Origin of the sequence: Pseudomonas sp. NBRC 111132 (genome assembly GCF_001320565.1) — a bacterium.
Lineage (GTDB): Bacteria > Pseudomonadota > Gammaproteobacteria > Pseudomonadales > Pseudomonadaceae > Aquipseudomonas > Aquipseudomonas putida_P.
Window position 1 is genome coordinate 1 of the sequence record NZ_BCBI01000004.1, and the last position, 23,103, is coordinate 23,103.

The 23,103-nt window shown below is 65.3% G+C and carries 19 protein-coding genes; 2 read left to right on the plus strand and 17 right to left on the minus strand.

The genetic code is table 11. From position 1 onward, the window contains the following. The 17 genes from APH35_RS02875 to mdcA form a co-directional block, all read right to left on the minus strand. Positions 1-694: ATPase, T2SS/T4P/T4SS family (locus APH35_RS02875; protein ID WP_441295873.1), on the minus strand; the 694-nt coding region annotated here is incomplete at its 3' end. A gap of 60 nt (positions 695-754) precedes the next feature. Then, positions 755-1,288: a response regulator gene (locus tag APH35_RS02880; RefSeq protein ID WP_060514167.1), complete on the minus strand. Its 534-nt coding sequence runs from the start codon at positions 1,286-1,288 to the stop codon at positions 755-757. A 249-nt stretch (positions 1,289-1,537) separates the two neighbouring features. Next, positions 1,538-2,179, minus strand: a complete 642-nt coding sequence (locus tag APH35_RS02885; RefSeq protein WP_060514168.1) for a SurA N-terminal domain-containing protein — start codon at positions 2,177-2,179, stop codon at positions 1,538-1,540. 12 nt (positions 2,180-2,191) lie between these two features. Further along, entirely contained in the window at positions 2,192-3,676 is a 1,485-nt protein-coding gene (locus tag APH35_RS02890) for a cytochrome c/ABC transporter substrate-binding protein (protein ID WP_082425683.1), read from the minus strand. A gap of 197 nt (positions 3,677-3,873) precedes the next feature. Beyond that, complete coding sequence (locus APH35_RS02895; RefSeq protein ID WP_012272092.1) at positions 3,874-4,539, minus strand: SCO family protein; 666 nt, start codon at positions 4,537-4,539, stop codon at positions 3,874-3,876. After that, a complete protein-coding gene (locus APH35_RS02900) occupies positions 4,536-5,192 on the minus strand; it encodes an SCO family protein (protein WP_012272091.1) in 657 nt (218 codons plus the stop codon). The genes APH35_RS02895 and APH35_RS02900 overlap by 4 nt, the downstream gene beginning before the upstream one ends. Next, the gene (locus APH35_RS02905) at positions 5,189-7,165 is read right to left on the minus strand and encodes a cytochrome D1 domain-containing protein (RefSeq protein WP_012272090.1); all 1,977 of its coding nucleotides are present in this window, start codon (positions 7,163-7,165) and stop codon (positions 5,189-5,191) included. Before APH35_RS02905 ends, APH35_RS02900 begins: the two co-directional genes overlap by 4 nt. 18 nt (positions 7,166-7,183) lie before the next feature. Then, the gene (gene mnxG / locus APH35_RS02910) at positions 7,184-13,018 is read right to left on the minus strand and encodes a manganese-oxidizing multicopper oxidase MnxG (RefSeq protein ID WP_060514169.1); all 5,835 of its coding nucleotides are present in this window, start codon (positions 13,016-13,018) and stop codon (positions 7,184-7,186) included. Between the two features lie 196 nt (positions 13,019-13,214). Next, positions 13,215-13,979 (minus strand): malonate transporter subunit MadM, encoded by a 765-nt coding sequence (gene madM / locus APH35_RS02915; RefSeq protein WP_012272088.1) that lies wholly within the window; start codon positions 13,977-13,979, stop codon positions 13,215-13,217. 2 nt (positions 13,980-13,981) lie between these two features. Beyond that, entirely contained in the window at positions 13,982-14,404 is a 423-nt protein-coding gene (gene madL, locus APH35_RS02920; RefSeq protein WP_012272087.1) for a malonate transporter subunit MadL, read from the minus strand. A 100-nt stretch (positions 14,405-14,504) separates the two neighbouring features. Continuing rightward, entirely contained in the window at positions 14,505-15,425 is a 921-nt protein-coding gene (gene mdcH / locus APH35_RS02925; protein ID WP_060494032.1) for a malonate decarboxylase subunit epsilon, read from the minus strand. After that, positions 15,422-16,036 carry a malonate decarboxylase holo-ACP synthase gene (locus APH35_RS02930; protein ID WP_060514170.1) on the minus strand — a complete coding sequence of 205 codons (615 nt, stop codon included), beginning with the start codon at positions 16,034-16,036 and terminating at the stop codon, positions 15,422-15,424. The genes mdcH and APH35_RS02930 overlap by 4 nt, the downstream gene beginning before the upstream one ends. Before the next feature lies 1 nt (position 16,037). Further along, on the minus strand, positions 16,038-16,829 hold the full coding sequence (mdcE, locus tag APH35_RS02935) for a biotin-independent malonate decarboxylase subunit gamma (protein ID WP_012272084.1): 792 nt from the start codon (positions 16,827-16,829) through the stop codon (positions 16,038-16,040). Further along, positions 16,826-17,674 carry a biotin-independent malonate decarboxylase subunit beta gene (locus APH35_RS02940; RefSeq protein WP_060514171.1) on the minus strand — a complete coding sequence of 283 codons (849 nt, stop codon included), beginning with the start codon at positions 17,672-17,674 and terminating at the stop codon, positions 16,826-16,828. The genes mdcE and APH35_RS02940 overlap by 4 nt, the downstream gene beginning before the upstream one ends. Beyond that, positions 17,667-17,966, minus strand: coding sequence for a malonate decarboxylase subunit delta (locus tag APH35_RS02945; protein ID WP_012272082.1), 300 nt, complete (start codon positions 17,964-17,966; stop codon positions 17,667-17,669). Before APH35_RS02945 ends, APH35_RS02940 begins: the two co-directional genes overlap by 8 nt. A 1-nt stretch (position 17,967) precedes the next feature. Next, a complete protein-coding gene (locus tag APH35_RS02950) occupies positions 17,968-18,873 on the minus strand; it encodes a triphosphoribosyl-dephospho-CoA synthase (protein ID WP_060514172.1) in 906 nt (301 codons plus the stop codon). Continuing rightward, positions 18,873-20,534, minus strand: a complete 1,662-nt coding sequence (gene mdcA / locus APH35_RS02955) for a malonate decarboxylase subunit alpha (protein ID WP_060514173.1) — start codon at positions 20,532-20,534, stop codon at positions 18,873-18,875. Before mdcA ends, APH35_RS02950 begins: the two co-directional genes overlap by 1 nt. Before the next feature lie 255 nt (positions 20,535-20,789). On the opposite strand from mdcA, the gene APH35_RS02960 reads away from it, so the two are divergent. Further along, positions 20,790-21,860, plus strand: coding sequence for an enoyl-CoA hydratase/isomerase family protein (locus APH35_RS02960; protein WP_012272079.1), 1,071 nt, complete (start codon positions 20,790-20,792; stop codon positions 21,858-21,860). A gap of 16 nt (positions 21,861-21,876) precedes the next feature. Beyond that, positions 21,877-23,028 carry an acyl-CoA dehydrogenase family protein gene (locus APH35_RS02965; RefSeq protein WP_012272078.1) on the plus strand — a complete coding sequence of 384 codons (1,152 nt, stop codon included), beginning with the start codon at positions 21,877-21,879 and terminating at the stop codon, positions 23,026-23,028. Positions 23,029-23,103 lie beyond the last annotated feature (75 nt).

Sequence of the window (23,103 nt, forward strand, 5' to 3'; positions counted from 1 at the left end):
GCTCGGCCATGACCTTGATCCGCGAAATCACCTGGTCGGCAAAGGCGCTGCCGCTGGCTTTGCCGGCACCGTTGAGCACGCCGTCGATACGGTACTTGATGGTCAGGCCCTGGCCGGTCATGCCCAGGTGGATGTCGCTGGCGTGCAGCTTGAGCGCATCGTACAGGGTGGAGTTGACCAGCTTGACCACGCGGCTTTGGTCTTCGCTGATGCTGGCCAGCGACAGGCGTTGCAGCGGGTCGCTTTCGCTGCTGGCCTCGGCGTCGTGGTCCAGGGCATCGACTGCATGGAAGCTTTCTTCATGGCGGGCCAGAAAGGTGGCCAGTTCGGCGGCGTGGGCCAGGTACAGCGGCGCGCCTTGCAGCACGTCGTCGATCCAGGCCAGGCGGGTGTGGTCGAAGGGGTCGGCGAACACCCCCAGCAACTGGCCGTTTTGCTCGATCAGCACGAATTCGCGCTTCAGGCACTGGGCCAAGGACACCTTGTCGAAGCGTGGGGTGCTGGCCAGCAGGGTGTGGCTGTCCAGTACCGGGTAGTGCAGGGTCAGGCCCAGGCGGCGGGTGAAGGTGTCGGGGGTGTCGCAGGCCAGGCGTTCCAGGCAGTTGAGCAGGCGCTCATCACTGGCTTGCAGCCGGGCTTGGGCCAGCAGGTCGCGGGGGTAGGCTGAGACTGCTGCATCGAATGCTTCTGACATGGCCTGCGACTCCGCTCAGGGGCGCGTCGCAGGCTGGCTCGGCCAGGGGTGCGGGCGCCGCTATTCCCCTGTGAGCAGTTGATCGTCGTCGGGCCCTGGCGGCTTGGCGCCATTACGGCGGCGGTCGGCCAATACCCAGCTTCCATCGTACAACTGCAGGGGGAACGATTCGTTCCTGTTCTGGCGTCGTTCGACGAACCCTTCTGCCGGGTTGTCCGTGGCCCTGCGCCGGCGCTCGATGCCCATCAGGTCGAAGATTGCACGGGCCAGTTCCACCAGTGGGAACGGCTTGAACAGGACATGACTCACACCCAGTTCGGCGGCCCGCTCACGCACCTCGACGGTGGGGTGGGCGGTTATCAGCACGAAGTGGCATTGCCTGTTCTTGCGTACAGCCTCCAGAACCTGAAAACCTTCCATGTCGGGCAAGCGGTAATCCAGCACAACTACTTGCGGTGCCAGGCTTTCAGCCTGTTCGATACCACTGGCACCGTCGTGGGCAACATGAACTTCCAGGCCTTGCGCCTGCAGGTACGCTTGCAGGTTCTGCGCAAGAGTCTGTTCGTCATCGACTACCAATACTCTGTTCACCAAGGTCGACTCCTAAAAACTGCCCGGTTACCCGGTCTGCGAAGTGCGCCCTTAACAAGGCTTGAGCAGGCTTCGTGCCAGGCGTGAATAGTCATGTTGCACCGCTGTAAGTCACTGATTTGCCAAGGGTGCCGGCCAGCACCCGAAATACGCTGAGCACGCGCACCCAACCGGTTCCCCACAAGCGGGGGAAATGATGGCACATTGCCAAACCTTAATTCCCCAGCATTGGGGGAAACGCCATCGTGGGCCTCAGTCGGCGATCTCCACTTTAGCGGATTCGCGCAAACGTTGGCGCACGGATTGGCGCGCCTGCGCCTCGCGTTGACCGATGAGCGTAGCCCTGGCCAAGACCAGGCCCTGTTCGCGTATGACCGAAGGGTTATCACTTTGGTTCTGCGCTCCTTGCAGTCTTTCTTTGTTGGCATCATAGAATGCCTCCACTTCGCCCTGGCTCGGCGCGTCGACTGCGCTGAGCTGGGCATACACCTGCTGGGCGGCCATGTCCTGCCGGGTGTATTCAGTGTACTGTGCCCTATCGAAGCCTGCCTCTGCCAGCCGCCGTTCGAAAACCGCCGGGCTGCCAAAGGCTGCTTCCACTTCACCGACGTGAGCCGACACCCGTTCATCGCTGACGGCAATGCCTTGGCGTTGCGCTTCCTGCCACAACAGCTCCTTGTCGATCAGTTCGTCCAGCGCCTGGTCACGCAGGCGCTTGTACAGGCCTGGGTTGCGGATACTGGTCACCGCACGGCCCTGGGCGTCCAGGTACTCGCTGAAGTAGCGCTCCAGGCGCATCAGCTCGATCTCCACACCATTGACCCGCGCCGCCGGCACATCGGCCCAGCTCGCCCTGGCCAGCACCAGTAACAGGCACAACAACACGATACGCATGGCAACCTCCGCTCAGGGGGTGTCCGGCACAGGCCGGTACGGTGTGACCGCAGTAAAGCGTGGCCCTGGCAGGGCCACCGCCACCACATGGGCCCCGGCCATGCCCTGGCGGCGGCCGGGGCCGAAGCCCAGCGCCGGGGTCAGGCCGGTAGGCACATCGTGCAGGCCTTCCAGCGCAGCAATCAGCTGCTCGCGGCTGGCATCACGGCCAATCTGTTTCAGCGCTTCACTCAACAGCTGCAACGCGCACAACGTGTTGACCTGCAACGACGCCTGGCGTGGGTCCAGGCCCTGGCGCTGCTGCAGCCCGGCGAGGGTTGCCAGGCCTTGCTCGGTCCAATCCTCCGGCACGTAGGGGTAGGCCAGAAACAGCCGTTGCGACCACTGCTCGGGCACGCGTGCCACCGCACCGGCCACTTGGCTGGAAGCGGCGAACAGATAAGGCTGGCGGCCCGCCGCCTGCAACGCCGCCGCCAACTCGGCGAAGGCCTGGGCGCGGCCAAGGAAGACGATGCCCTGCCCGTCCACCGCCTGGCCGTCGAACGCCTGGATGGCCGGTGGCGCCCAGCCTTGCTGCAGCAAACGCTCACGCACCTGCTCGGCCAACGCGGCCTGTTCGTTGCCGGCATACACCACGCGCAGCTCATCCGCGGCCAGCCCCAGCGTTGTACGGGCATGGCCTGCCAGGCTCAGCAGTTGCTCGGGCAGGCCGGGTAGCGGGTCGAAGATTTGTGCGCTGCCGCCGCTGCGTGGGGTGCTGCCAATCAGCGGTACGTTCTGTGGCGCCAACAAGGTCGTCAGGCGCTGGTCGAGCATCGGTGCCAATGGCGTGACCAGGGCGAACACCCGCTCTTGCTCCAGCAACCGGTGCAAGGCGCGTTCGGCGCTGGCGGGATCGGAACCTGGGTCAAGCACTACCAGTTCCAAGCGCCGGCCGTGGATGCCGCCTTGCTGGTTGAGCTGCGCCAGGCCATCTTCCAGCACGGCCTGTATCACTTGCCCGGCTTCGGCCAGCGGGCCGCTCGCGGGCAGCAAGGTGCCCAGGCGCAGCACACCCTCCTCCACACCTGGGTCGCGTTCCTGGGCTAGCCGCTTCAGATAGGCGGTGAGGTTGCGCTGGTCGGCCAGGGTCAGTTCGAAGCGTGGCATGGCCGGGTCCAGGCGGTTGCCTGCCGGGTCGACGCCATGCTGGATGGCGCGGGCCAGGCTGCTGTCGGTATAGGCAGGGTAGCTGCGGCCGTTGGCCTCGCGTGTGCCCTGGCCGAGTGCCAGGCGTTGCCAGTCGAGGCTGGGCGGGCGCACACCGCCTTCGGCGCGGCCACGGCCGTCGTTGCCATGGCAGCTGGCGCAGGGCAGTACGCTGGCGGGCACCGCCATATCGCTGGCGCCGACCCGCGCTTGCAGCTGGGCGTCGCTGCTGGAGACGCCTTCGCGGTACAGGCGTTTGCCGGCTTGCTCGTGGTCGGTGAGGTCCAGTGCAGAGGCAAAAGGCGACATGCCTAGCAAGCATGCCAAGCAGATCGCAAGCCCTGTGGGAGCGGCCTTGCGTCGCAAAAGGAGCGCGCAACGCTCCCCACTTTCGGGGTCAAGGCTGCCAGTGCTGGGGCTGCTGCACAGCCCTTTGGCGACGCAAGGCCGCTCCCACAAAGGCTGCCCCCTCAGAGGTTGATTCCACAGGGAACGCACCATGGCAATCACCGGCCTGCCAGTGGCTGAGCCAACAGCTGCATGCGCTGGGCAATCGCCGCCGGTGGCGCATCCGGGCGGATCTTGCTCCAGCGTTTGCCGGCCACGTCACCGGCAATCAGCTGAGTCGAATGCTGCTCAGGGCTGGGCAGGAACTGCCCTATACGCCCCAGCACCAGGTCGACATTGGCCTTGTCGCCGGTCAAGAACAGCCAGTTCGGCCCATCCACGCCCTGCTTCTCGGCGAACGCCTTCAATGCCTGCGGGGTGTCGTTCAGCGGGTCACTGCTGATCGACACGAAAGTCACCTGGCTGGCCAGCTGCGGCCCCATCGCTTCGCGCACTTCACGCAACTTGCGGGTAATCAGCGGACACGCGTCGGTGCAGTGGGTGAAGATCACGTTAAGCATCACCACCTTGTCCTTGAGCACGTCGCTGTAAAAGCGCAGCTCGCGGCCATTCTGGTCCTTCAACACCGTGTCGGTGAACCAGGTCTGGGCATCACGGGTGCCGCCACCACTGGTCATCGCCTGCGGCGCCGGCTGCGGCTCGGGGGCCTGTGGCGCATGGCCTTCGTGGGCGAAGGCCACCGAGGCCAGAATCCACAGGCAACCACCCAGCACCAGCCAGTCGAACCCGCGCATGCTTGCGCGGCGGGAGCTTGCAGTGCTCATGGTTGCACCTCGTGATGGTCGGCAATGGCAGTGCTCTTGGCATGCACTCGCCGGGCGCTGAGGCGGTTGATCTCTTCGATCAGTACCGCCGGGTCGGTGAAGCCGTAGTAACGTGTCCAGTGCCCACTGCGCCCGTCACCCACCAGAATCAGCGGCGGGTGCTGGCTGAGGTCGGCACTGAAGCTACCCAGGCCCTTGAGGGTCTCGGTGACGGCGTACGGGGTGCCGGTCAGCCAGCTCCAGCCCGGCCCCTTCTGGAAGGCCTTGGCGTAGTCTTGCAGGCGCTTGGCATCGTCACGCTGAGGGTCGACGCTGATCGACACCATGTGGATCTCCTCGCCTACCCGGCCACCCAGCTGCTGCTGGACCTTGCCCATGATCGACGACACCACCGGGCACACCGTGGTGCAGCTGGTGTAGATGAAGCCCATGACCACAAGGTGGTCGCTTACCAGGTCTTTCTCCAGGCGTACCGGCATGCCGTCCTGGTTAAGCAGCGAAACATCGGCAAAGCGCACGCTGGTCTTTTCCTGGCGAGCCGCTGGCGGTTGCGCGCCATGGCCGTCATGGTCGTGACCGGCGTGGGCAAGGGCCAGGTTGCTGGCAAACGCCAGGCTCAGGGCCAACAGTGTGAAAGCATGCTTGGCGTTCATCGCACATTCCTCACGTCAGTCTGGGAAGCGTTGGTCGCTGCAGCCGGCAGGACGCGCAGGCTGGTGTAGTTCTCTTCGGCAAACTTGCGCCCCAGCGAGGGCGACTGCACATGCAGGTACCAGGCGCCGGCTTCAGGCAGGTTCAGCGCCGCCTGATACACACCCTCGCCCACCTCTTGCAGCTGCAGGTTGCGCGGCATCGACGATGGCGCCAGAAAGTAGCGCAGGCTCAGGTCGTTCAGGCCCAGGCGTGGCTGGCCGTCGTCGCCGACGATACGCACCCGCGCGGTAAAGTCGCTGTGCTGCGGCAAAGGCTGGTCGAGGCCGATGAACTCGGCACGCGCGCCCTTGCGTTTGCTGGCATTGGGCGCTGCGGCCACATCGGTGCTGAAGCAATGGATGATCTGCGGCTGGTTGAGCAGGAAGGCCACGTCGAACTTGCCGGCGGCGGGCAGCTTCACGGTCGAGCCATACACCCCAGGCGCCACTTCACGCAGGCTGCGGTCGACGACGATGGCCGCGCGGGCCTGGTGGCCACGGTTGTTGTAGCCGGACATCGGCGCGTTCATGCCTTCGGCGTAGAAGTAGGTGGTGTTGTCCACCGGGTTGACCACGAACACCGAGTTGTCATCGCGTGACACCGACAGCCCCTGGGCCAGCGGCAGGTCACCGGCCTGGCGCGGCGCTGCCGGGCCGGCCTCGAAACCTTGCACGATCGGTGCACGCCCCTCGCCCAGGCTGGACAGGTTGATCATGGTGACCTTGGGCGAAGCCAGGCCACGTATGTAGGCATAGCCCTTGGTGAAGGTCAGCTGGTACGGTTCGGCCGCCACCGGGATGTGGTGGATCAGCTTGTCGGTACTGGCATCTATGACCAGCGCCTGGTTCTCCAGGGTATTGAGCACGATGCCGTAGCGGCCATCGCTGCTGAAGCGCATCGGCCCCAGGCCCTGCTCGGCCTTGACCGTGTGGCGCAGCTGATGGCTGCGGGCGTCGAAGACCCGCACGCTGCCCTCCTCGCCATCGACCACGTAGACGGCCTGGGACAGCGCCGAATAGCTGACCGAGAGCGGGTGCGGGCCAACCTTGATGGTCTTGGCCAGGCGCATTTCCGGGATGTCGATGACGCTCAGGGTGCCGCTGTCGCGGTTGCTGACGTAGGCATAGCGCGAGTCAGCGCTGAAGGCGATTTCGTGGTGCCCGGTGCCGGTATTGAAGCTTTTCAGGGTGTTGCGCCCCGGCACGTCGATCACGGTTACCCCGCCTTTGGCCGGGTCGCTGCTGTTGTTGCCAACCCACAGCCGGTGTTGGTCCGGCTGCAAGGCCACGCGCAGCGGCTGGTCGCCGGCGTCCAGGTCGGCGACACGGGTGAAGGTTTCGGTGTCGATCACCGCCACCTTGCCGCGCTCGGGGATCGACACGAACACCTGCTTGTCGTCGCTGGTGGCCACCCAGTCCATGGGCCGTCCGGGCAGGTCGATGCGGGCCATGGTGCTGGTCACGCCGCCCACCGACACAGTCGGGTCGATCACGGTCAGGCTGGCGTCCTTGTTCAGCATCAGCAGGAAGTAGCTGTTCAGGTCGAGCAGCGGCCGGGCCCCGATGCTGCTCTTGAGAAACAGCGCGACCCGCGCCTTGCAGCTTTGCTCGCGGTCACCCAACGGGGCCGACTGCGCGGGGTCGATCCACGCCCCTGGGGCCATGCCCGACAGCGGCTGGCCACTGCTCTGGTCGCTGAGCTTGAAACGGATGTTGGCGAAGCTGCCTTCCTTCAGCTCCCCGCCAGCCAACGGTCGGGCTTCGAACTCCACGGTGACGCCGTCCCGGCTGAGCCGGTGCAGGGCCTGCGGGTCGGCAGGTTCCTGCAACAGCTCGCGCGGGTCGCACCAGAGCTTTTCATACGCCACGCCCAGGCCAATCAGCGCCACACCCAACATTACCCCCAAGTAAGCAGGGCGAGTCTTTTTGTTCATGCTCGCGCTCCTTTTCCGTCACTGCGCCGGGGCCGTTGCCGGCGGCGCTTCGTTGGTCACCCGCAAGATTCCCCACAGCCCCGAAAGGTTGCCGTAGGCGGCGTAGTCGCGGAACAGGTAGTCACCCGCCACCGCGTTGGCACCGCCGGCACTGGGCAGCATGAAGCTGAAGTGCGCCGCTGGCAGTACGCTTTCCTGCGCGCCGATATACATGGCCATCGGGTTGTTGCCGAAGCGCACCGAACCGATACCCGGCAGACTCATCGGGTAGCCGTCCACATCACTCTTCTCGGCTTGGTAGTTGTGCAGTGGCCATATGTGCCCGTCCAGCTGGTAGACCATGCCGCGGCTGCCCCCACTGGGCATCACGATATGGTTGCGCACGGGCTGACCAGGCTTGGCGTACAGCACCGGGGTCTGCGGGTCGCCACCGACCAAGGCGTTGGCGTACGCCATGTGGGCGTTGGGCACATCACCAAAGCCCAGGCCATTGGCGCGGCCGAATGGCGAGTCGGGGGCCATGCCGAAGCGCAGCCACAGCGGTTCGGTCTTGTAGTTGACCGCCATGTTGCCGTTATCCTGCGGGTCACCGGCAGCGCCGTTGCCTTCGGTATTGATGCCTTCTACCGGGCGACCATCGGCCCAGCGCATGTTCAGCGCACGTTGCCACACCGTGACGAAGTCGCGGTAATCTGGCTGGCCGCTGACCTTCACCGTGGCCTGGGCACGGGTGGCGGTGTCTTCGGTCCAGGTGGCGGTTTGCGGCAGAATGCTCATGGCGCCCACCAGGCCTTTTTGCGGCTGCTTGATGAAGTCCGACGGGGTCAGGTTGAGGCCGCCGAACTCGATGGCCGTGGTGTTGATGTTGTCCACGGTGCGGCCAAGTTGCGACACCGGTTTGCCTTCACGCTCCAGGTGGCCGGCGTAGTACTGGTACACCTTGGTTGGGTAGGCGCCGCTGGTGCCGGCACGGGGTGGCACGGTCTGCACCGGGTTCAGGCCAACGTTGGCACCGTCTGACTTGGTGATGTCGTAGGCCAGCAACTGGGCATGCAGGCCCACGTGGCTGGACGGCCGCATCAGGTTGTTGGCGAAGGCGGTGGAGCCCTCGCTACCGAAGCGGTCACGCTTGACCACGTTGTGCATCACGGCGGTACTTGGCAGGTCTGGCATCACCAGTGGCAGGCGGTTTTCCAGGGTGATGCTGATGCAGTCGCCAGCGTTGGCGCGCAGTACCAGCGGCTCTACCGGGACACCTGCCTTGAGCTTGCCAGTGCTGGCATCGAGGTCGGCCTTGCGCACATACAGGATCGCGGTCGGGTCATGCAGCGGTGCACTGTGACCACCGATGGTGAAAGGTTCCCCATCTTCGGGGTCTACCCCACTCACCAGCGGGATGGCGGTTCTACGGCTGTTGAACACCAGGGTGCCGCCGTTGGCCTTGAGCGCGCCACCCACGTGCTGGCCGATGCCCGCCGGGTCGTTGATGCTGACGCCGTTGCGGTTTTCGAGAATGTCGTTGGCCAGGGCCGCGACAATCTCATAGTTGCGCTTGACCGTGGTGCGGGTGCCGATGCCGTTGGGGTTGGCCGTGGTTTTCGGGCAGATGCCGTCAAAGTTCACGGTGTTGCGCATGGCCACCGGTTGCGGGTTGTTAGGCAGCGCAAACAGGTCGGCACGTTGCACGGTGTAGTTGCGCATGATGCCCCATATACCGTTCCAATAGCCTTCCAGGGCGGCGTCCAGCGAATACAGGTAGTCGCCGTTGGTGGCTGCGGAACTCGAGATCATCGACACCGGCGCCATGAAGCCCAGTTGCTCGGAAATGCCGATCATCTGTGATGACTTCCAGCCCGAGTTGGAGCTATTGCCGAAGCCGGTACCGTTCTGCAGCCATTTCACGCCATGCAGGGTGACGTTGTGCTCTTCTTCGTGGCCCCCGGCGTGCATGCGCAGACGCACGTTGTCACCGGAGTAGGTGCGCAGCAACGGGGTGAATGGGTCGCCCGGTTCGGCGCCAGCCTTGTTGATGTGCGGCGGGAACAGCGTGGTGCCGCCGGTAGGGCCAACCGCCGAGGTGATCGCCGAAGGCGCCAGGTTCATCGCCGGGATGGCGCGGTCGGTACGGGTTTGCAGGGCATAGCTAAGGTCGCCGGCCAGGCCGTCGGCCTGCATGCCACGCTTGCCGTCCGGGCCGACCTTGTTCGGGTCGTACACGCGCAGCGCCAACGGTTCGTTACGGTAGTTGACGACGAACATGCCTGGGTCGTCCACCGAGATCGCCTGCGGGCATGGCCGGCTTGGGCAGCCAGGGTTGATACCGCCACGTTCTTCGACGATGGCTTCAAGCAGGTTCGACGCCTTGCCGCGCACTGGGGGGTTGATGGCGTAGCGGAAGCTGTCAGCGGTGGCAGGGTACGACTGGGCATTGGGGATGCCGTCTGGCCCTGCGCCCACGTAAACACCCGCTTCATAAGCATGCTGGAAGTCGCTGTACTCCAGGAAGAACTCGCGGTAGCTATCGTTCTTGCCATCGCCATCGTGGTCGCCGGTCTGGATCACTGCCTGCCACGAGGTCGGGCCGCCATCCTGGCGCGTGGCCGGGTTGTACAGCTGCTCACCGGTTTCGGCGTGGTACCAGGTGGAGCCAGCGGGTTCGGCCAGCACGGTGGCATACAGGCCCAGTTGCTGGTGGGTCGATGGGCCAAGGTGGTCATGGGTGAAGATGGTACCCAGGCCACGGTCGACGTTGTACACGTTCACCAGCGGGTCGGCGAACCAGCGCTGCATGGCAGTGCGTGCGCCCAGCCAGTCGGCGCGGCCGAAGCGGCCGAAGTACGGGTGCTGCTTGGCTTTCGGGCAGGCAGCGGTGCCGTCGCGGCTATCGCCCTCGGTGCAGCCGTTGTAGGCACGGATGGCATGTACGCGCTCGACCACGCTGCCGGGCGAGAGAATGCCGTCTTCGTAGTTCCAGCCGTTGGCCGAGCCATCGGCAGCGGTCAGGTCCCATTTAGGCAGGTGGATGTGCTGGCCGATCACGTCGGTCGGGGTGCGCACCTGGTAGTCGTCCATCTCGTAGATGTTCGGGATCAGGTTGGTGTGCTGGTACATGGTGCAGTCGAAGGTGTTCATGCGCATCACCAGTGGCTCTGGTGGGCGCTGCTTGGTAATCACCGGCCAGGCGTCTTCCCATAGGGCAATGATGCGTGCCTGTGGGAAGTGGTAGCCGACCTTGTTGTACACCGCGTCGAATTGAATGTTGGCACCTTTGTAGATACGTGGGCGGTCGGCGGTAAAGGCCGAAGCGCCACGGAAGTTCAGGCCGGTAGGGCTCTCGCCGCTAAAGAACTCGCCCACGCCCGAAGACTGGGTCAAGCGTTTGCCACGGTCATCCATGCACGGTTCGTAGTACGGTGCGCCGGCGGTGGGCAAGGCTCCGTTGGTGCGGAATGCCTTGGCCACGGGTTGGCTGCCAGGGATCAGGGCATAGCTGGGGTGTTCGGCCATGGCGTGGAACTGCATGGCAGCCTGCTCGACATCGGTGCCCTCTTCCGGTAGGTAGATGGGCTTGGCCTTGTGCACGACCTTGGTGAAGTCCAGCTTGGTGGTGGTGGTCTCGGCTTCGCCGCCGGCCGAAACGCCGTCCAGCGCGTGGCGACCAAGGCCACCGTCCCAGCCATCGACCTGGTTCGCATCCAGGTTGGCCCACAGGGCTTTGCCGCTGTCTTTCAGCTGCCGGGCCAGGGCCGGGTCGAGCATGTCCAGCGGCGGGGTGGGTGGGCGGTTGCCGACGCTGCTTTCCATGCCGCCGATCCAGAATGGGTAACCTGGGTTTTTCAGGGTGCCGTCGGCATTTCGGTTGGCTTCGGTACGATCGACCAATGCCAGCGAGCCGACAGCCTTGCGCACGGGGGGTTGGTTGGCGTGGTCGTCATCGCCCTCCTCATCGTCGTCATCATCGTCATTGGCAGCGACCAGCGTTTCGGAGAGTTTGGGTACCACCACCACTTTGCCAGGCATCGGTGCCATGGCTTTGCCCGGCAGCGGCACGATGGCCGGGATCGGCGTGCCGGCGACGATCTCGCCATCGGGTAGCGCCCGAGCGCCCGCTGCCGGTTTGCCGCTACGCAAGGCGAATGGCGTACTGTGGAAGCCATTCTCGCCCTGCCCACTCACCTCCAGGCGGGTGCCTTCTTCGAACACATCGTGTACCCGCCACATGGCCCACATGCCTTGGGCGAAATGCGGGTAGAAGTGGCAGTGGTAGATGGCATCGCCGGCCACCCGGTTGCGGTTGCCCGAACCACCGTTGGCGATCTCGTAGGTGTAGCCGACACCGGCGCCGATACCTTGGGCATCGATGTAGTCAGAGTTGTCGTCATTGGGGTTGAACAGCCACTGGTGGCCGTGCAGGTGGAAGATGTGCTGCTCATGCCCGTTGTGGGTGTTGCGGAACTTGGTGAAGTCGCCGATGTAGCTGTGGTGCACGTTGGCAGGTTCCGAGGGGTACAGGGCCATGCTGGCTTTGACCCCAACGGCACTGGCCGGCGGGACTTCGCCTGGGCGGATGTGCTCCAGGCCGACGTTGGCCGGCACATCCACCAGGGTGCCGATGTCGCCGACGGTATGGGCGCTGAGGAAGAACTCTTCGTAAGCGCACGACAGGCAGTCGTGCATCGGGCCCACCCCCAGGCGGTTGGCCACCACTTCGGCGCCCATGCCACCGGAGCCATAGTTGATCATGAAGGAGTCACGCGTCGGCTCCAGTACATGGCCCATCACAGGGTCCGCCCAGTAGCCGGGGAACGCCTGAGTGCCCGCGACCTCGTCGGCGAACTGCGAGGCGAAATCGCGGAACGCCTCCAGGCGGTTGGGCAGCGCCGGGTTGCGCTTGCCCATGCTTTCCAGTGGGTAGGTCGACTTGGGGAAGCTGCCGTCGGGGTTTGGGCCCATGACGATGGCATCGGTTTCGCTGTTGATGATCTCGTTACCGTTGACCATGGCTATGATCGGCTTGCCGGCCTTGCCTTCGGCGATCCATGGTTCTACTTGCGGGTAACGCGCTTCGTAGTCGATCACCGGCTGGCCGGTGGCAGTACGGCCAGTGGTGGCCAGGCGCATTTCTTCTTCGGTGAGGGTGTTGCGGTAGGTGCGGCCAAGCTTGGGCACCACCACCACCTGGCCGAACAGGCCATTGGCAACGTTGCCCGCCGTGCCTTCACCGCCAAACGTGGCGGCTTTGCTGGTAGCGGCAAAGGCACCTTCGCGCTCGGCATACAAGGTGTAGCTGCGGGTGCTGCCGGGGCTGACGAAGAAGTTGCCATTGCGCCCGGTGTAGGCAGAAATGTCGGCGATGCTATTGACCGCCTGCATACCGTTGACCTGGAAGCCGACCATGCGCTCGGCCACCTGTTCGTCGGCAACGAAGCCTTCATCCGCTTCGTTTTCCACCTCTTCACCCTCGGGCCCCTCTGCCTCGATACCGTGCTTGTTGGGGTTGGCCCGGTAATCGAGCAGGTTGGTCAGGTTGACCGTGAGGCAGTCACCGGCAGCCACGCGCAGCACGATCGGCCGTGGGCGCTTGTCCGGGCGCAGCGTAACCTTGCCGGGTACCGCAGCCCCGCCTTTGCTCAGCGGCACCTGCTTGTCGTCCACCACATCCTCGCGGAGCGCGAACAGCATGCCGTTGGCGTTTTGCGCACCAAGGCGGTTGAACATCAGGGGTTGGTCCAGTGCCACCACGTTGGCGACCAAGGTGCGCTGGCACTGCACGGCCGCCTCGCTGGTCGATTCCCAACCCAGCAGGGCCAGAACGAGTGATGACAGAAGGGGGCCTTTGCGTGGCGTAGTCATGCTGCACCTCCGGGACACAGGAACTCTGCGGGGAGCTGCAGCAAGGTGTATGCCAGAAGATAATATTCCTCCTTATCAATAAGTTATGAGATCAACCGAAACAGATTGGGGAGGATCCCCCAACGGATTTCCCAGAATCGGGGGGTGCCGCATCGCAGGGTTTGATGTCGATGCGGCGGCTCCCACGAATTCGCTGTCAGCCGACCAGACCGCGAACACAAAAGTACAAGATCGACGGGCCCATCAGGCAACCCAGTCCAGTATGGAAAGTGGCCGTCAAAGCCCCATACGGCACCAACCGCCGATCCGTCGCGGCCAGCCCGGCCGTCACCCCCGACACCGTCCCCGCCAACCCACCGAACACCATCGCCGAGCGTGGGTTGTCCAGCGCCAGCAGGCGCGCCGATACAGGGGTGAACACCATCACCAGAATCGCCTTGATCAACCCGGTGGCAATCGACAGGGCCATCACATCCGAACTGGCCCCCAGCGCCGCCCCGGTCACGGGCCCGACGATATAGGTCACCGCACCCGCACCGATGGTGGTCATGCTCACCGCATCGCGGTAACCGAAGGCGTAAGCCACCGCTGCGCCAACAATGAACGGCAACACAGTGCCCAGCAACAGCGCCACCGCGCCGATCATGCCGGCTTTGCGCGCCTCGGTGGCCTGCACCTCGAAAGCCGTGGCGACAATGGCGAAGTCACGCAGCATGGCCCCGCCCATCAGGCCGATACCGGAGAACAGCGCCATGTCGGCCAGGCCTTTCTGGCCGCCGGTGAGGGTGCCGCCGACCCAGGCCAGGACCAGGCCAATGACGATGGCGATGGCCGAGCCGTGCACGCGGCCGAAGGTCAGGTACTTCGATAGCACGACCGACAACCACATGATTGCGCCTACCGCCGCGAAGGCAGTGATCAGGCCGTTGTGTTCCAAGGCACTTTCAATGATGGGCCACATGTTCAACGACCTCCTGCAGGGGCAACCTGCGCACTGGCTTCAGGGGTGGGGTCAAGCGCGGGCAAAGGCTCGCCGCGATGGCTGCGGCTGATCAGGGCGATGGTCGCGCCGCACACCAGCACCGCGCCCACCGCCGCCAGCAGCGCCACCGGCCCGCCGTGCAGGGCGGTGACCACGTTCTGCTGGGCGGCCATGGCCACCACAACCGGGATGTACATGGCGCCCCAGAAGCCCACGCCAAACTCGCACTCCTTGCTCATGCCACCGTTGCGGTGCATATAAAGGCGTGCGCAGATCAGCAGGATCATGGCGATGCCAACCCCACCCACATTGGATTTGACGCCCAGCAGCACGCCCAGGAAGTCACCGACGATAACGCCGGCCAGCGTGCAGACTGCCAGCAGTGCCACACCATAGATGATCATTGTTGTTGCCCTCAGATAGTGTCGAAGTTGCTTGTTGTTGTTCTTCGTAAACACACTTGCCCGGCTCACGCGGTCAATGTGGGAGCGCATCAGCCTGCCATCATCGGTTCTGGGCCACCTCCTGGCGCAGCAGCGCATCCAGGCTGTCCCAACGGGTACCCTCCACAGCCACCACCCTGCCCTGTTCGAATACCGGGCGGGCCAGCCCGCTGAGCACGCTACCGGGCGGTAGCTCAAGGTGCAGGCGTACGCCGCGCTCATAGGCGTTGCGCAACGTAGCACGCCAGTCGACCACCCGCGCCATGTTGCCGGCCAGGTCGTCGCGCAGGCGCTGTGGGTCGAATATCGGCCGTGCGCTGCTGCCACTTAGGTACGTGATACGTGGCCGTTGCAGCACGACCGTGGCGAAAGCACTGGCCAGTTCCGCCGCCGGGCCGGCCAGTAGCGGGCAATGCGACGGCACGCTGACTGCCAGGCGCCGGGCCGCACCTTGGCCAAGGCGACGCGCCCTGGCTGCGACCGCAGCCATCGCAGTATCGCTACCGGCGATAACGATCTGGTTTTCACTGTTGAGGTTGGCGACGTACACCTCTCCCGGCGCCTCGCTCAGCAGGCGCTCGACGCTGGCCAGGTCCAGGCCGCTGAGTGCAGTCATGCCATACCCCTGTGGGTAGGCGCGCTGCATCAGCTCGCCACGCAGGGCAACCAGGCGCACGGCGTCGGCAAACCCCAAGGCGCCCGCTACCACCGCAGCCGGATAGGCACCAATCGACAAGCCCGCCACGTAGTCCGGCGCAGGGCTGCGCTGCATCAGCCAGCGCGCCCAGGCCACACCGCTCAACAGCAGGCACAGCTGCACGGCACGGGTCGCTTGCAGTGCATGCTGGCTGTCCAGTGCCAGCGCCGGCTGGCCAAGCACATCGCTGGCCTCTTCCAGCAACTGCCCCGAACCTTCAGGCAGGCGCTGCAACATGCCTACCTGCTGGGCGCCTTGACCGGGGAAGGCGAACAGGCTGCTCATGCCGCGCGCTCCTGCGCCGCCCACGGGTCGCCGACCAAGCGTGGCCCATGGTCCGACTTGAGCAGCACGCGGCGAGCGAAACCGGCCCATTCTCGCAGGGCGACAGCCCCCGCTGGGGTTTCCAGCTGCACGTCGATACGGCAAGGCGCGCAGTCGAGGATATCCAACAGCTCCCGCGCCTGGGCACGGGCCAGCGGTTGTGGCGTATGCAGCAGCAAGTCCAGGTCGCTGCCGGTATGGAGCACTTCGATACCGGTAGCGATCTGGTACCCCGCCCCGCCTGTTGGTCCCCAGGCCAGGCCACTGGCATTCAACACCGGGGCGACCGAGGCCAACGCCTGCAGCGCAGGCCACGGGCTTTGCCCAGGCCCGCGCAGCGCTTCGGGGCCTTGCTGGCGCTGAATGTCGACCAGACGCATCAACGCTGCAAAACGCTGTGTCCGGCCCTGACCACGCAGCCCGACCGCCACCCAGCCATGGTCACAAATGGCACGGCGTACCACCACCGGCTGAGCACCGGCCAGCACGTCCAGCGCCCACTGCGGCGCATCGGCAGGCAAGGCCGACACAGGCATCCCCCACAGCAGGTCGTGCGGCCTTGGCGCGATCATCTCAGGCGCCCTGCCACTGACGACGCAGCTGTTCACGAACCTGGCGCGAGGCACTGCGGTTTTCGCCCGCCAGCCGTGACGTCAGGTCAGTCGAGTTGCCGATGTCATGCACCGCCTCAGCCAGGCAAGTACGCACCCGAGCGAGGTCAGCGCTGCTCGGCGTCTCGGCGCTGTCTACCGCCAGGCGGCGCCACAGCAGGCCCAGCGAGGCGTAGCTGCCCAGGTCGTAGGCCATCGGCGGCACCTCGGCGGCCAAGGCTTCCAATTGCTCGACGCTGCGCAAGGTGATGCGCGCCGCTGCCGCCTTGCCCATGGCGTGCACCATCACCCCGGCATCGTCCAGGGCAATCAGGCGCTGGGCTTGGTAGCCATGGGCCAGGAAGGCGCCAGACATGGCCTTGCCGACCAGCAGGCCGATCACCGGGTGACCGGCCAACCGCGCCTGGGCATAGGCCTGCACGGCACCGGCCAACGCCTGGTGGATACCCAGCGCTTCTTCGCGGCGGCCATAGGCCTGGCTGGGCACGTCGATCACCGCGACAATGGCGCGCTTCTGGCCGTTGCGATCAGCTTCCACCGCGTCGCTCACGGCCTTGGCCAAACCCCAGCCTTCCAGCAGGCCGACCTCGCCTGAGCGCGCGCGGGGGAACGGGTTGTCGGCATCCGGCACCACGGCGATGAAGCGTGCCAGGCGGTTGTCCAATTCGCCGTCGATCACCCGCAGCGAGGCAGGATAGCCTGGCAAGGCTTGCCCACCGGCCAGGCCCGGCAGCCAGTTCAAGGCACGGTTCATTGGGTTTCTCCTTGGTAAAGGGCGCGCACGGCGGCGGCATCCAGTTGCGGGCAGTCGTCGCCCAGCTGGGCCAGGTGTGCAAGGAACCAGGCGTGTTGGCTGGCGCGGTCTTTGGAAGGTTGGCCCAGCAGTTGCTGCAAGCGTTCGCGCAGGGCTTCGATGTCGTCGGCCACGTAGGCGTCCACCAGCCCGCTGGCATGGCGTTGCTCGCCACCGCTCAGGCTCCAGATGAAGGGGCGGTCCTTGGCGTCGTATTCGCCAATGCCCGCCTCTTGCTCGATGACCTGCGGGCCATTGAGGCCCAGGCGGGCTTCGCGGGTGACCAGCAAGTGGCTGCACAGGCCGGCGGCGATGGACATGCCGCCAAAGCAGCCGACCGAACCTGCGATCAGCCCGATCACCGGCTGCCAGGCGCGCAGCTCGACGATGGCAGCCTGGATTTCGGCAATCGCCGCCAGGCCCAGGTTGGCTTCCTGCAAGCGCACGCCGCCGGTTTCCAGCAGCAACACGGCGCAGGTGGGGATGCCGTTGCGGTTGTCTTCGATGGCCAGTTCCAAGGCTCCGGCAATCTTGGCGCCGCCCACCTCGCCCATGCTGCCGCCCTGGAACCCCCCTTCAATCGCAGCGACCACGGCATTGCGCCCGTTCAGCAGGCCCTTGGCGATAACCACGCCATCATCGGCCTGTGGCACGATGCCCTGGCGCGGCAACCACGGCGACATCAGGCGGTCGAACGGGCCCAGCAGTTCACGGAAGCTGCCAGGGTCGAGCACAACGCGGGCGCGCTGGCGGGCACCCAGTTCGACAAAGCTGCGGCTGCGCAGCAAGCGTGCGGTGTCAGTCATGGGCGATCTCCTCGAAGCCTTGCTCAAGGCGCAGGCGCACCACGCCTGGGGTGGCGCCGAAGTCATGGATGTCGATGTTCACGGCCGGCCAGGCGCGGCCCTCGAACAGGCGCTGGAACAGTTGCGCCCAGCGGGCTGCACTGCCGTTGACCGAGGTCACCACCTGGATCTGCAGGCTGCCGGCAGTGCCGGGTTCGATCAGCACTTCGAGGTCGCCGGAGCTGACGCAGCCCACCAACGTACGGCCACGCCCAGGTTCGGCGGCGGGAAAATTAAAGGTCAGGGTTTCCATGTCACAGGCTCCCGGCTTTGTCGAGGAACAGGCAGGCGGCAAGCAAGTCGGCGGCGCCGCCCGGTGAGGCATTCAGGTGCAGCAGTTGCTGGTCCAGCCGGCGCAGGTGCCGGCGCCCGGCCAGGGTGGCGCTGCCGCCTTCAGTGAGTACGGCACGCGCCCCGTGCTGCACGGCGGCCAACCCGGCTGGGCCGCTGCGCCACAGCACGCAGGTGTCGCTAAGCACGGCCATGATCGCCAGCAACGCGTCGAGCCGGGCATGCGGCTCGCCGGCCCCGGCAGCGCGGCTGCGCAGCAGTTGCGGCAAGCCATGGCCGATAACCGCGGGGAAGCCTTGCTGTGCCTGCTCGCGGGCGCCGCCGGTGCCGTAACGGTGACGCACCTGCTGGCCGTGGCTGTTGTGGTGCGGCATGGCCGGGTCGTCGAACAGGGCGATACGCCCGGCGCGGGCGGCCAGGGTGGCGGCGTCGGCCTGAGGGGCAAGGGCCCTGGCGGCTACCAGCAAGCCCAACGCCCAGATCGCGCCACGGTGGGTGTTTACCCCTTGGGTGGCGGCCAGCATCGCGGTTTCTCCTTCGCGGCCGAGCTGGCCCAGCGTGGCGCGCAGGGGCTGGCCGATCGTACCGATGGACTGGGCGGCAGCTGCCATGTTGCGCAGGCATGGCCACAGGGCCAGTGCCGAGGCGTGCATCAAGGCCAGCGTCATGTCGTGGTGAGCGCCGTTGCTGCGGCGGTCGACCAGGCCGGGTTTGGGGGACAGGTCGGCTTCGTCGATCAGCGCTTCCACAGCCAGGTCGGCGAGGTGGTCTGGCAGTGGGATTGGCGTTGGCTGGGCTGGCCGCTTAACGGGCACACCCGCTCCCACAAGGACCGAAGTGGCTTCAAAATTCAGGTTTTGTGCCTTCATCACCAGCTCCTGAACCGTGCAGGCGGGTTGTAAAGGCCGCCGGACCATTCGACCAGGTCGGCGATGCTGCGCGCGGCCAGCAGCTCACGGCTGGCGTCGGTACGGCGGATGCCGAGATCTTCGGGCAAGGCGATCAGGCCCTGCTGGCGCATGCGCAGGGTGTCCTTCGGGTCGTGCCGCAGGCCGATGGCAGTGACCCCGGCCACGGCCGCGATCATCTGCTGGCGCTCTTCCAGGCTACGGGCCTTGTACAGGTAGGCAATGCCCTCCTCGGTCAGCAGGTGGGTGACGTCGTCGCCGTAGATCATCACTGGTGCCAGCGGCATACCGGCCTTTTTGGCCACCTCCACGGCATCGAGGGTTTCCACGAAGGTGGGCTTGCCGCCTTCCTGGTAGGTCTCGACCATCTGCACCACCAACTTGCGGCCACGCTCCAGCATTGTTTCCGGCACGGTCATGTCGAGCCAGGCCGGGGTCGCGTGGCGCCGGCCACGAGGGTCGTGGCCCATGTTCGGCGCACCGCCGAAGCCGGCCAGGCGGCCACGGGTCACGGTCGAGGAATGGCCATCACCATCCACCTGCAAGGTGGCGCCAATGAACAGATCGACCGCGTACTGCCCGGCCAGCTGGCACATCATGCGGTTGGAACGCAGCGAGCCATCGCGGCCCGTGAAGAACACATCCGGGCGCTGGGCAATGTAGTCCTCCATGCCCAGCTCGGTGCCGAAACAGTGCACGCTTTGCACCCAGCCGGTTTCGATGGCCGGGATCAGTGTCGGGTGCGGGTTGAGCGTCCAGTTGCGGCAGATCTTGCCCTTGAGGCCCAGAGACTCGCCGTAGGTCGGCAGGATCAGCTCGATGGCGGCAGTGTTGAAGCCAATGCCGTGGTTCAACGACTGCACCTGATGTTTCTCGTAGATGCCACGTATGGCCATCATCGCCATCAGCACATGCACCGGCTTGATATGGCGCGGGTCGCGGGTGAACAGCGGCTCGATATAGAAAGGCTGGTCGGCAACCACCACGAAATCGACCCACGACGCGGGGATATCGACCCGTGGCAGGTCATCCACGCGGTCCACCAGTTGGTTGACCTGGGCGATGACGATGCCATCGCTGAACGCGGCCGGCTCCACCAGGGCCGGTGTGTCTTCGGTGCTGGGGCCGGTGTACAGGTTGCCGTCGCGGTCGGCCATGAAGCCCGCTACCAGGGTAACGTTGGGGATCAGGTCGACCAGCAGCCGCGAGTAAAGCTCGATATAGGTGTGGATGGCACCGACTTCGAGCAGGCCATCTTCCAGCAACTGGCCAATGCGCAGGCTCTGCGGGCCAGCGAAGGAAAAGTCGAGCTTGCGCGCGATGCCGCGCTCGAACAGGTCCAGGTGCTCGGCGCGGCTGACACTGGGCATGATCATGTGCAGGTCGTGCAGGCGCCCGGGGTCGACCTTGGCCAGCGAGCAAGAAAGGAAGTCGGCCTGCTTCTGGTTGTTGCCTTCCAGCACTACCCGGTCGCCGGGCGCCAGCAGCAACTCCAGGGCTTCGACGATGCGGTCGGTGGGCAGCACCACGCCATCGGCAAGGTGGCGGACCCGATCGAGGCGGCGCTGCTTTTCGGCGCGCCGTCGCGACCATTGCGGCGGTGGATTCTGAGTTATTGTCATGGTGACTCCACAGGTTCGCTGTCGTGGAGGCCACCTTAGGGTTGGGCCGCTTGGCGGATCAATCAAGCAACTGGCATGTTCGTTACGGTCAGGTTAATGAATCGCCCAGCCCGATGACTGGCTCACAGCAAAAATGCACGATGCCCCTGCATAATTGTCGATTGTGCAAGGCAAATTCGCATGACAGGATCCTCAGATCCTCCAGCGAACTCCAGACTTCACTTGGAAAATCAATAACAAAGCAGGGAGAACGCAATGACTGCGCACGCTAATGCCTCGGCAACCGACACTATCCTGGCCGAAGTCCGCAACCAGATCGGTCACCTGACCCTGAACCGCCCTGCCGGCCTCAATGCCCTGACCCTGGACATGGTACGCAGCCTGCGCCAGCACCTGGACCAGTGGGCCGAAGACCCGCATGTGCATGCCGTGGTGCTGCGCGGCGAAGGCCCCAAGGGGTTCTGTGCCGGTGGCGATATCCGCTCGCTGCACGACAGTTTCAAAGCCGGCGACACGCTGCATGAAACCTTCTTCGTCGAGGAATACGCCCTCGACCTGGTCATCCACCGCTACCGCAAGCCGATACTGGTATTGATGGACGGTTTCACCCTCGGTGGCGGCATGGGCCTGGCCCAGGGCTGCGACCTGCGCGTGGTGACCGAACGTAGCCGCCTGGGCATGCCCGAAGTCGGTATCGGCTACTTCCCTGATGTCGGCGGCAGCTATTTCCTGTCGCGCATCCCCGGCGAGCTGGGCATCTACCTGGGTGTCAGCGGCGCCCAGGTCCAGGCAGCCGACGCCCTGTACTGCGGCCTGGCCGACTGGTACCTGGCCAGCGACCAGCTCGCCGCCCTCGACCAGGGCCTGGACCAGCTGACGTTTGGCGACACCCCGCTCAAAGACCTGCAAAACCTGCTGGCCAAGCTCGGCACCCAGGTGCTGGGCGATGCACCACTGGAAAAACTGCGCCCGGTCATCGACCACTTCTTCGCCCTGCCCGACCTGCCTGCCATTGTCGAACAACTGCGCGCGGTGAGCATTGGCGACAGCCACGCCTGGGCGGTGGCCACCGCCGACCAGCTGGAAACCCGCTCCCCCCTGGCCATGGCGGTTACCCTGGAGATGCTGCGCCGGGGCCGCCAGTTGGGCCTTGACGACTGCTTTGCCATGGAGCTGCACCTGGACCGCCAGTGGTTCCAGCATGGCGACATCATAGAAGGCGTGCGTGCCCTGATCATCGACAAGGACAAGCAGCCCCGCTGGAACCCGCCGACCCTGGCCGCGCTGCAGCGCCAGCGGGTCGACCAATTCTTCGAAGGCCTGTGAGCCCGGGAGTACACAGATGCAAGACCTGGAACTGAGCGAAGAACAAGTCATGATCCGCGACATGGCCCGGGACTTTGCCCGTGGCGAAATCGCCCCGCATGCCCAGGCCTGGGAAAAGGCCGGCTGGATCGATGATGGCGTGGTGCGCAAAATGGGCGAACTGGGCCTGCTGGGCATGGTGGTGCCAGAGGACTTCGGCGGCAGTTACACCGACTACGTGGCCTACGCCCTGGCCGTGGAAGAGATCGCCGCCGGCTGCGGCGCCACCGGGGCAATGATGAGCATCCACAACTCGGTAGGCTGCGGCCCGCTGCTGGCCTATGGCACGGCTGAACAGCAACAGCAATGGCTGCCACGGCTGGCCAGCGGCGAGGTGATCGGTTGCTTCTGCCTGACCGAGCCGCAGGCCGGCTCCGAAGCGCACAACCTGCGCACCCGCGCCGAGCTGGTGGATGGCCAGTGGGTGATCAACGGCGCCAAGCAGTTCGTCAGCAACGCCCGCCGTGCCGGTTTGGCCATCGTTTTCGCAGTGACCGACCCGGAGCTGGGCAAGAAAGGCCTGTCGGCGTTTTTGGTGCCCACCGACAACCCTGGGTTCAAGGTTGACCGCAGCGAGCACAAGATGGGTATCCGCGCTTCCGACACCTGCGCGGTCACCTTCGACAACTGCCGCATCCCTGCCGCCAACCTGCTGGGTGAGCGTGGAAAGGGGCTGGCCATTGCCCTGTCCAACCTCGAAGGCGGCCGTATCGGCATTGCCGCCCAGGCTTTGGGCATTGCCCGCGCTGCATTCGAGGCCGCGCTGGTCTACTCACGTGACCGCGTGCAGTTCGGCAAGCCGATCAACGAACACCAGAGCATCGCCAACCTGCTGGCCGACATGCAGGTACAGGTGAACGCCGCACGTTTGCTGATCCTGCATGCCGCGCGCCTGCGCAGCGCCGGCAAGCCGTGCCTTTCGGAAGCGTCACAGGCCAAGCTGTTCGCTTCGGAAATGGCCGAGCGGGTGTGTTCGATGGCGATCCAGGTGCATGGTGGCTATGGCTACCTGGAAGATTACCCGGTGGAGCGCTATTACCGGGATGCGCGGATTACCCAGATCTATGAGGGGTCGAGCGAGATCCAGCGCATGCTGATTGCGCGCGAGCTGAAGCACTATCCCCTGTAATACGGCGGCCTGTAGGAGCGGCCTTGTGTCGCGATTGGGCCGCAACGCGGCCCCACAATCTGCGTCACACGCCGA

Bases quoted from the DNA above. Each gene is read 5' to 3' on its own strand.
- APH35_RS02895 (WP_012272092.1), bottom strand. From the start codon at position 4,539: ATGAGCACTGCAAGCTCCCGCCGCGCAAGCATGCGCGGGTTCGACTGG.
- APH35_RS02905 (WP_012272090.1), bottom strand. From the start codon at position 7,165: ATGAACAAAAAGACTCGCCCTGCTTACTTGGGGGTAATGTTGGGTGTG.
- mdcH (WP_060494032.1), bottom strand. From the start codon at position 15,425: ATGAGCAGCCTGTTCGCCTTCCCCGGTCAAGGCGCCCAGCAGGTAGGC.
- madM (WP_012272088.1), bottom strand. From the start codon at position 13,979: ATGTGGCCCATCATTGAAAGTGCCTTGGAACACAACGGCCTGATCACT.
- APH35_RS02900 (WP_012272091.1), bottom strand. From the start codon at position 5,192: ATGAACGCCAAGCATGCTTTCACACTGTTGGCCCTGAGCCTGGCGTTT.
- mdcE (WP_012272084.1), bottom strand. From the start codon at position 16,829: ATGAACCGTGCCTTGAACTGGCTGCCGGGCCTGGCCGGTGGGCAAGCC.
- APH35_RS02965 (WP_012272078.1), top strand. From the start codon at position 21,877: ATGCAAGACCTGGAACTGAGCGAAGAACAAGTCATGATCCGCGACATG.
- mdcA (WP_060514173.1), bottom strand. From the start codon at position 20,534: ATGACAATAACTCAGAATCCACCGCCGCAATGGTCGCGACGGCGCGCC.
- madL (WP_012272087.1), bottom strand. From the start codon at position 14,404: ATGATCATCTATGGTGTGGCACTGCTGGCAGTCTGCACGCTGGCCGGC.
- APH35_RS02890 (WP_082425683.1), bottom strand. From the start codon at position 3,676: ATGTCGCCTTTTGCCTCTGCACTGGACCTCACCGACCACGAGCAAGCC.
- APH35_RS02930 (WP_060514170.1), bottom strand. From the start codon at position 16,036: ATGATCGCGCCAAGGCCGCACGACCTGCTGTGGGGGATGCCTGTGTCG.
- APH35_RS02960 (WP_012272079.1), top strand. From the start codon at position 20,790: ATGACTGCGCACGCTAATGCCTCGGCAACCGACACTATCCTGGCCGAA.
- APH35_RS02950 (WP_060514172.1), bottom strand. From the start codon at position 18,873: ATGAAGGCACAAAACCTGAATTTTGAAGCCACTTCGGTCCTTGTGGGA.
- APH35_RS02885 (WP_060514168.1), bottom strand. From the start codon at position 2,179: ATGCGTATCGTGTTGTTGTGCCTGTTACTGGTGCTGGCCAGGGCGAGC.
- mnxG (WP_060514169.1), bottom strand. From the start codon at position 13,018: ATGACTACGCCACGCAAAGGCCCCCTTCTGTCATCACTCGTTCTGGCC.
- APH35_RS02945 (WP_012272082.1), bottom strand. From the start codon at position 17,966: ATGGAAACCCTGACCTTTAATTTTCCCGCCGCCGAACCTGGGCGTGGC.
- APH35_RS02940 (WP_060514171.1), bottom strand. From the start codon at position 17,674: ATGACTGACACCGCACGCTTGCTGCGCAGCCGCAGCTTTGTCGAACTG.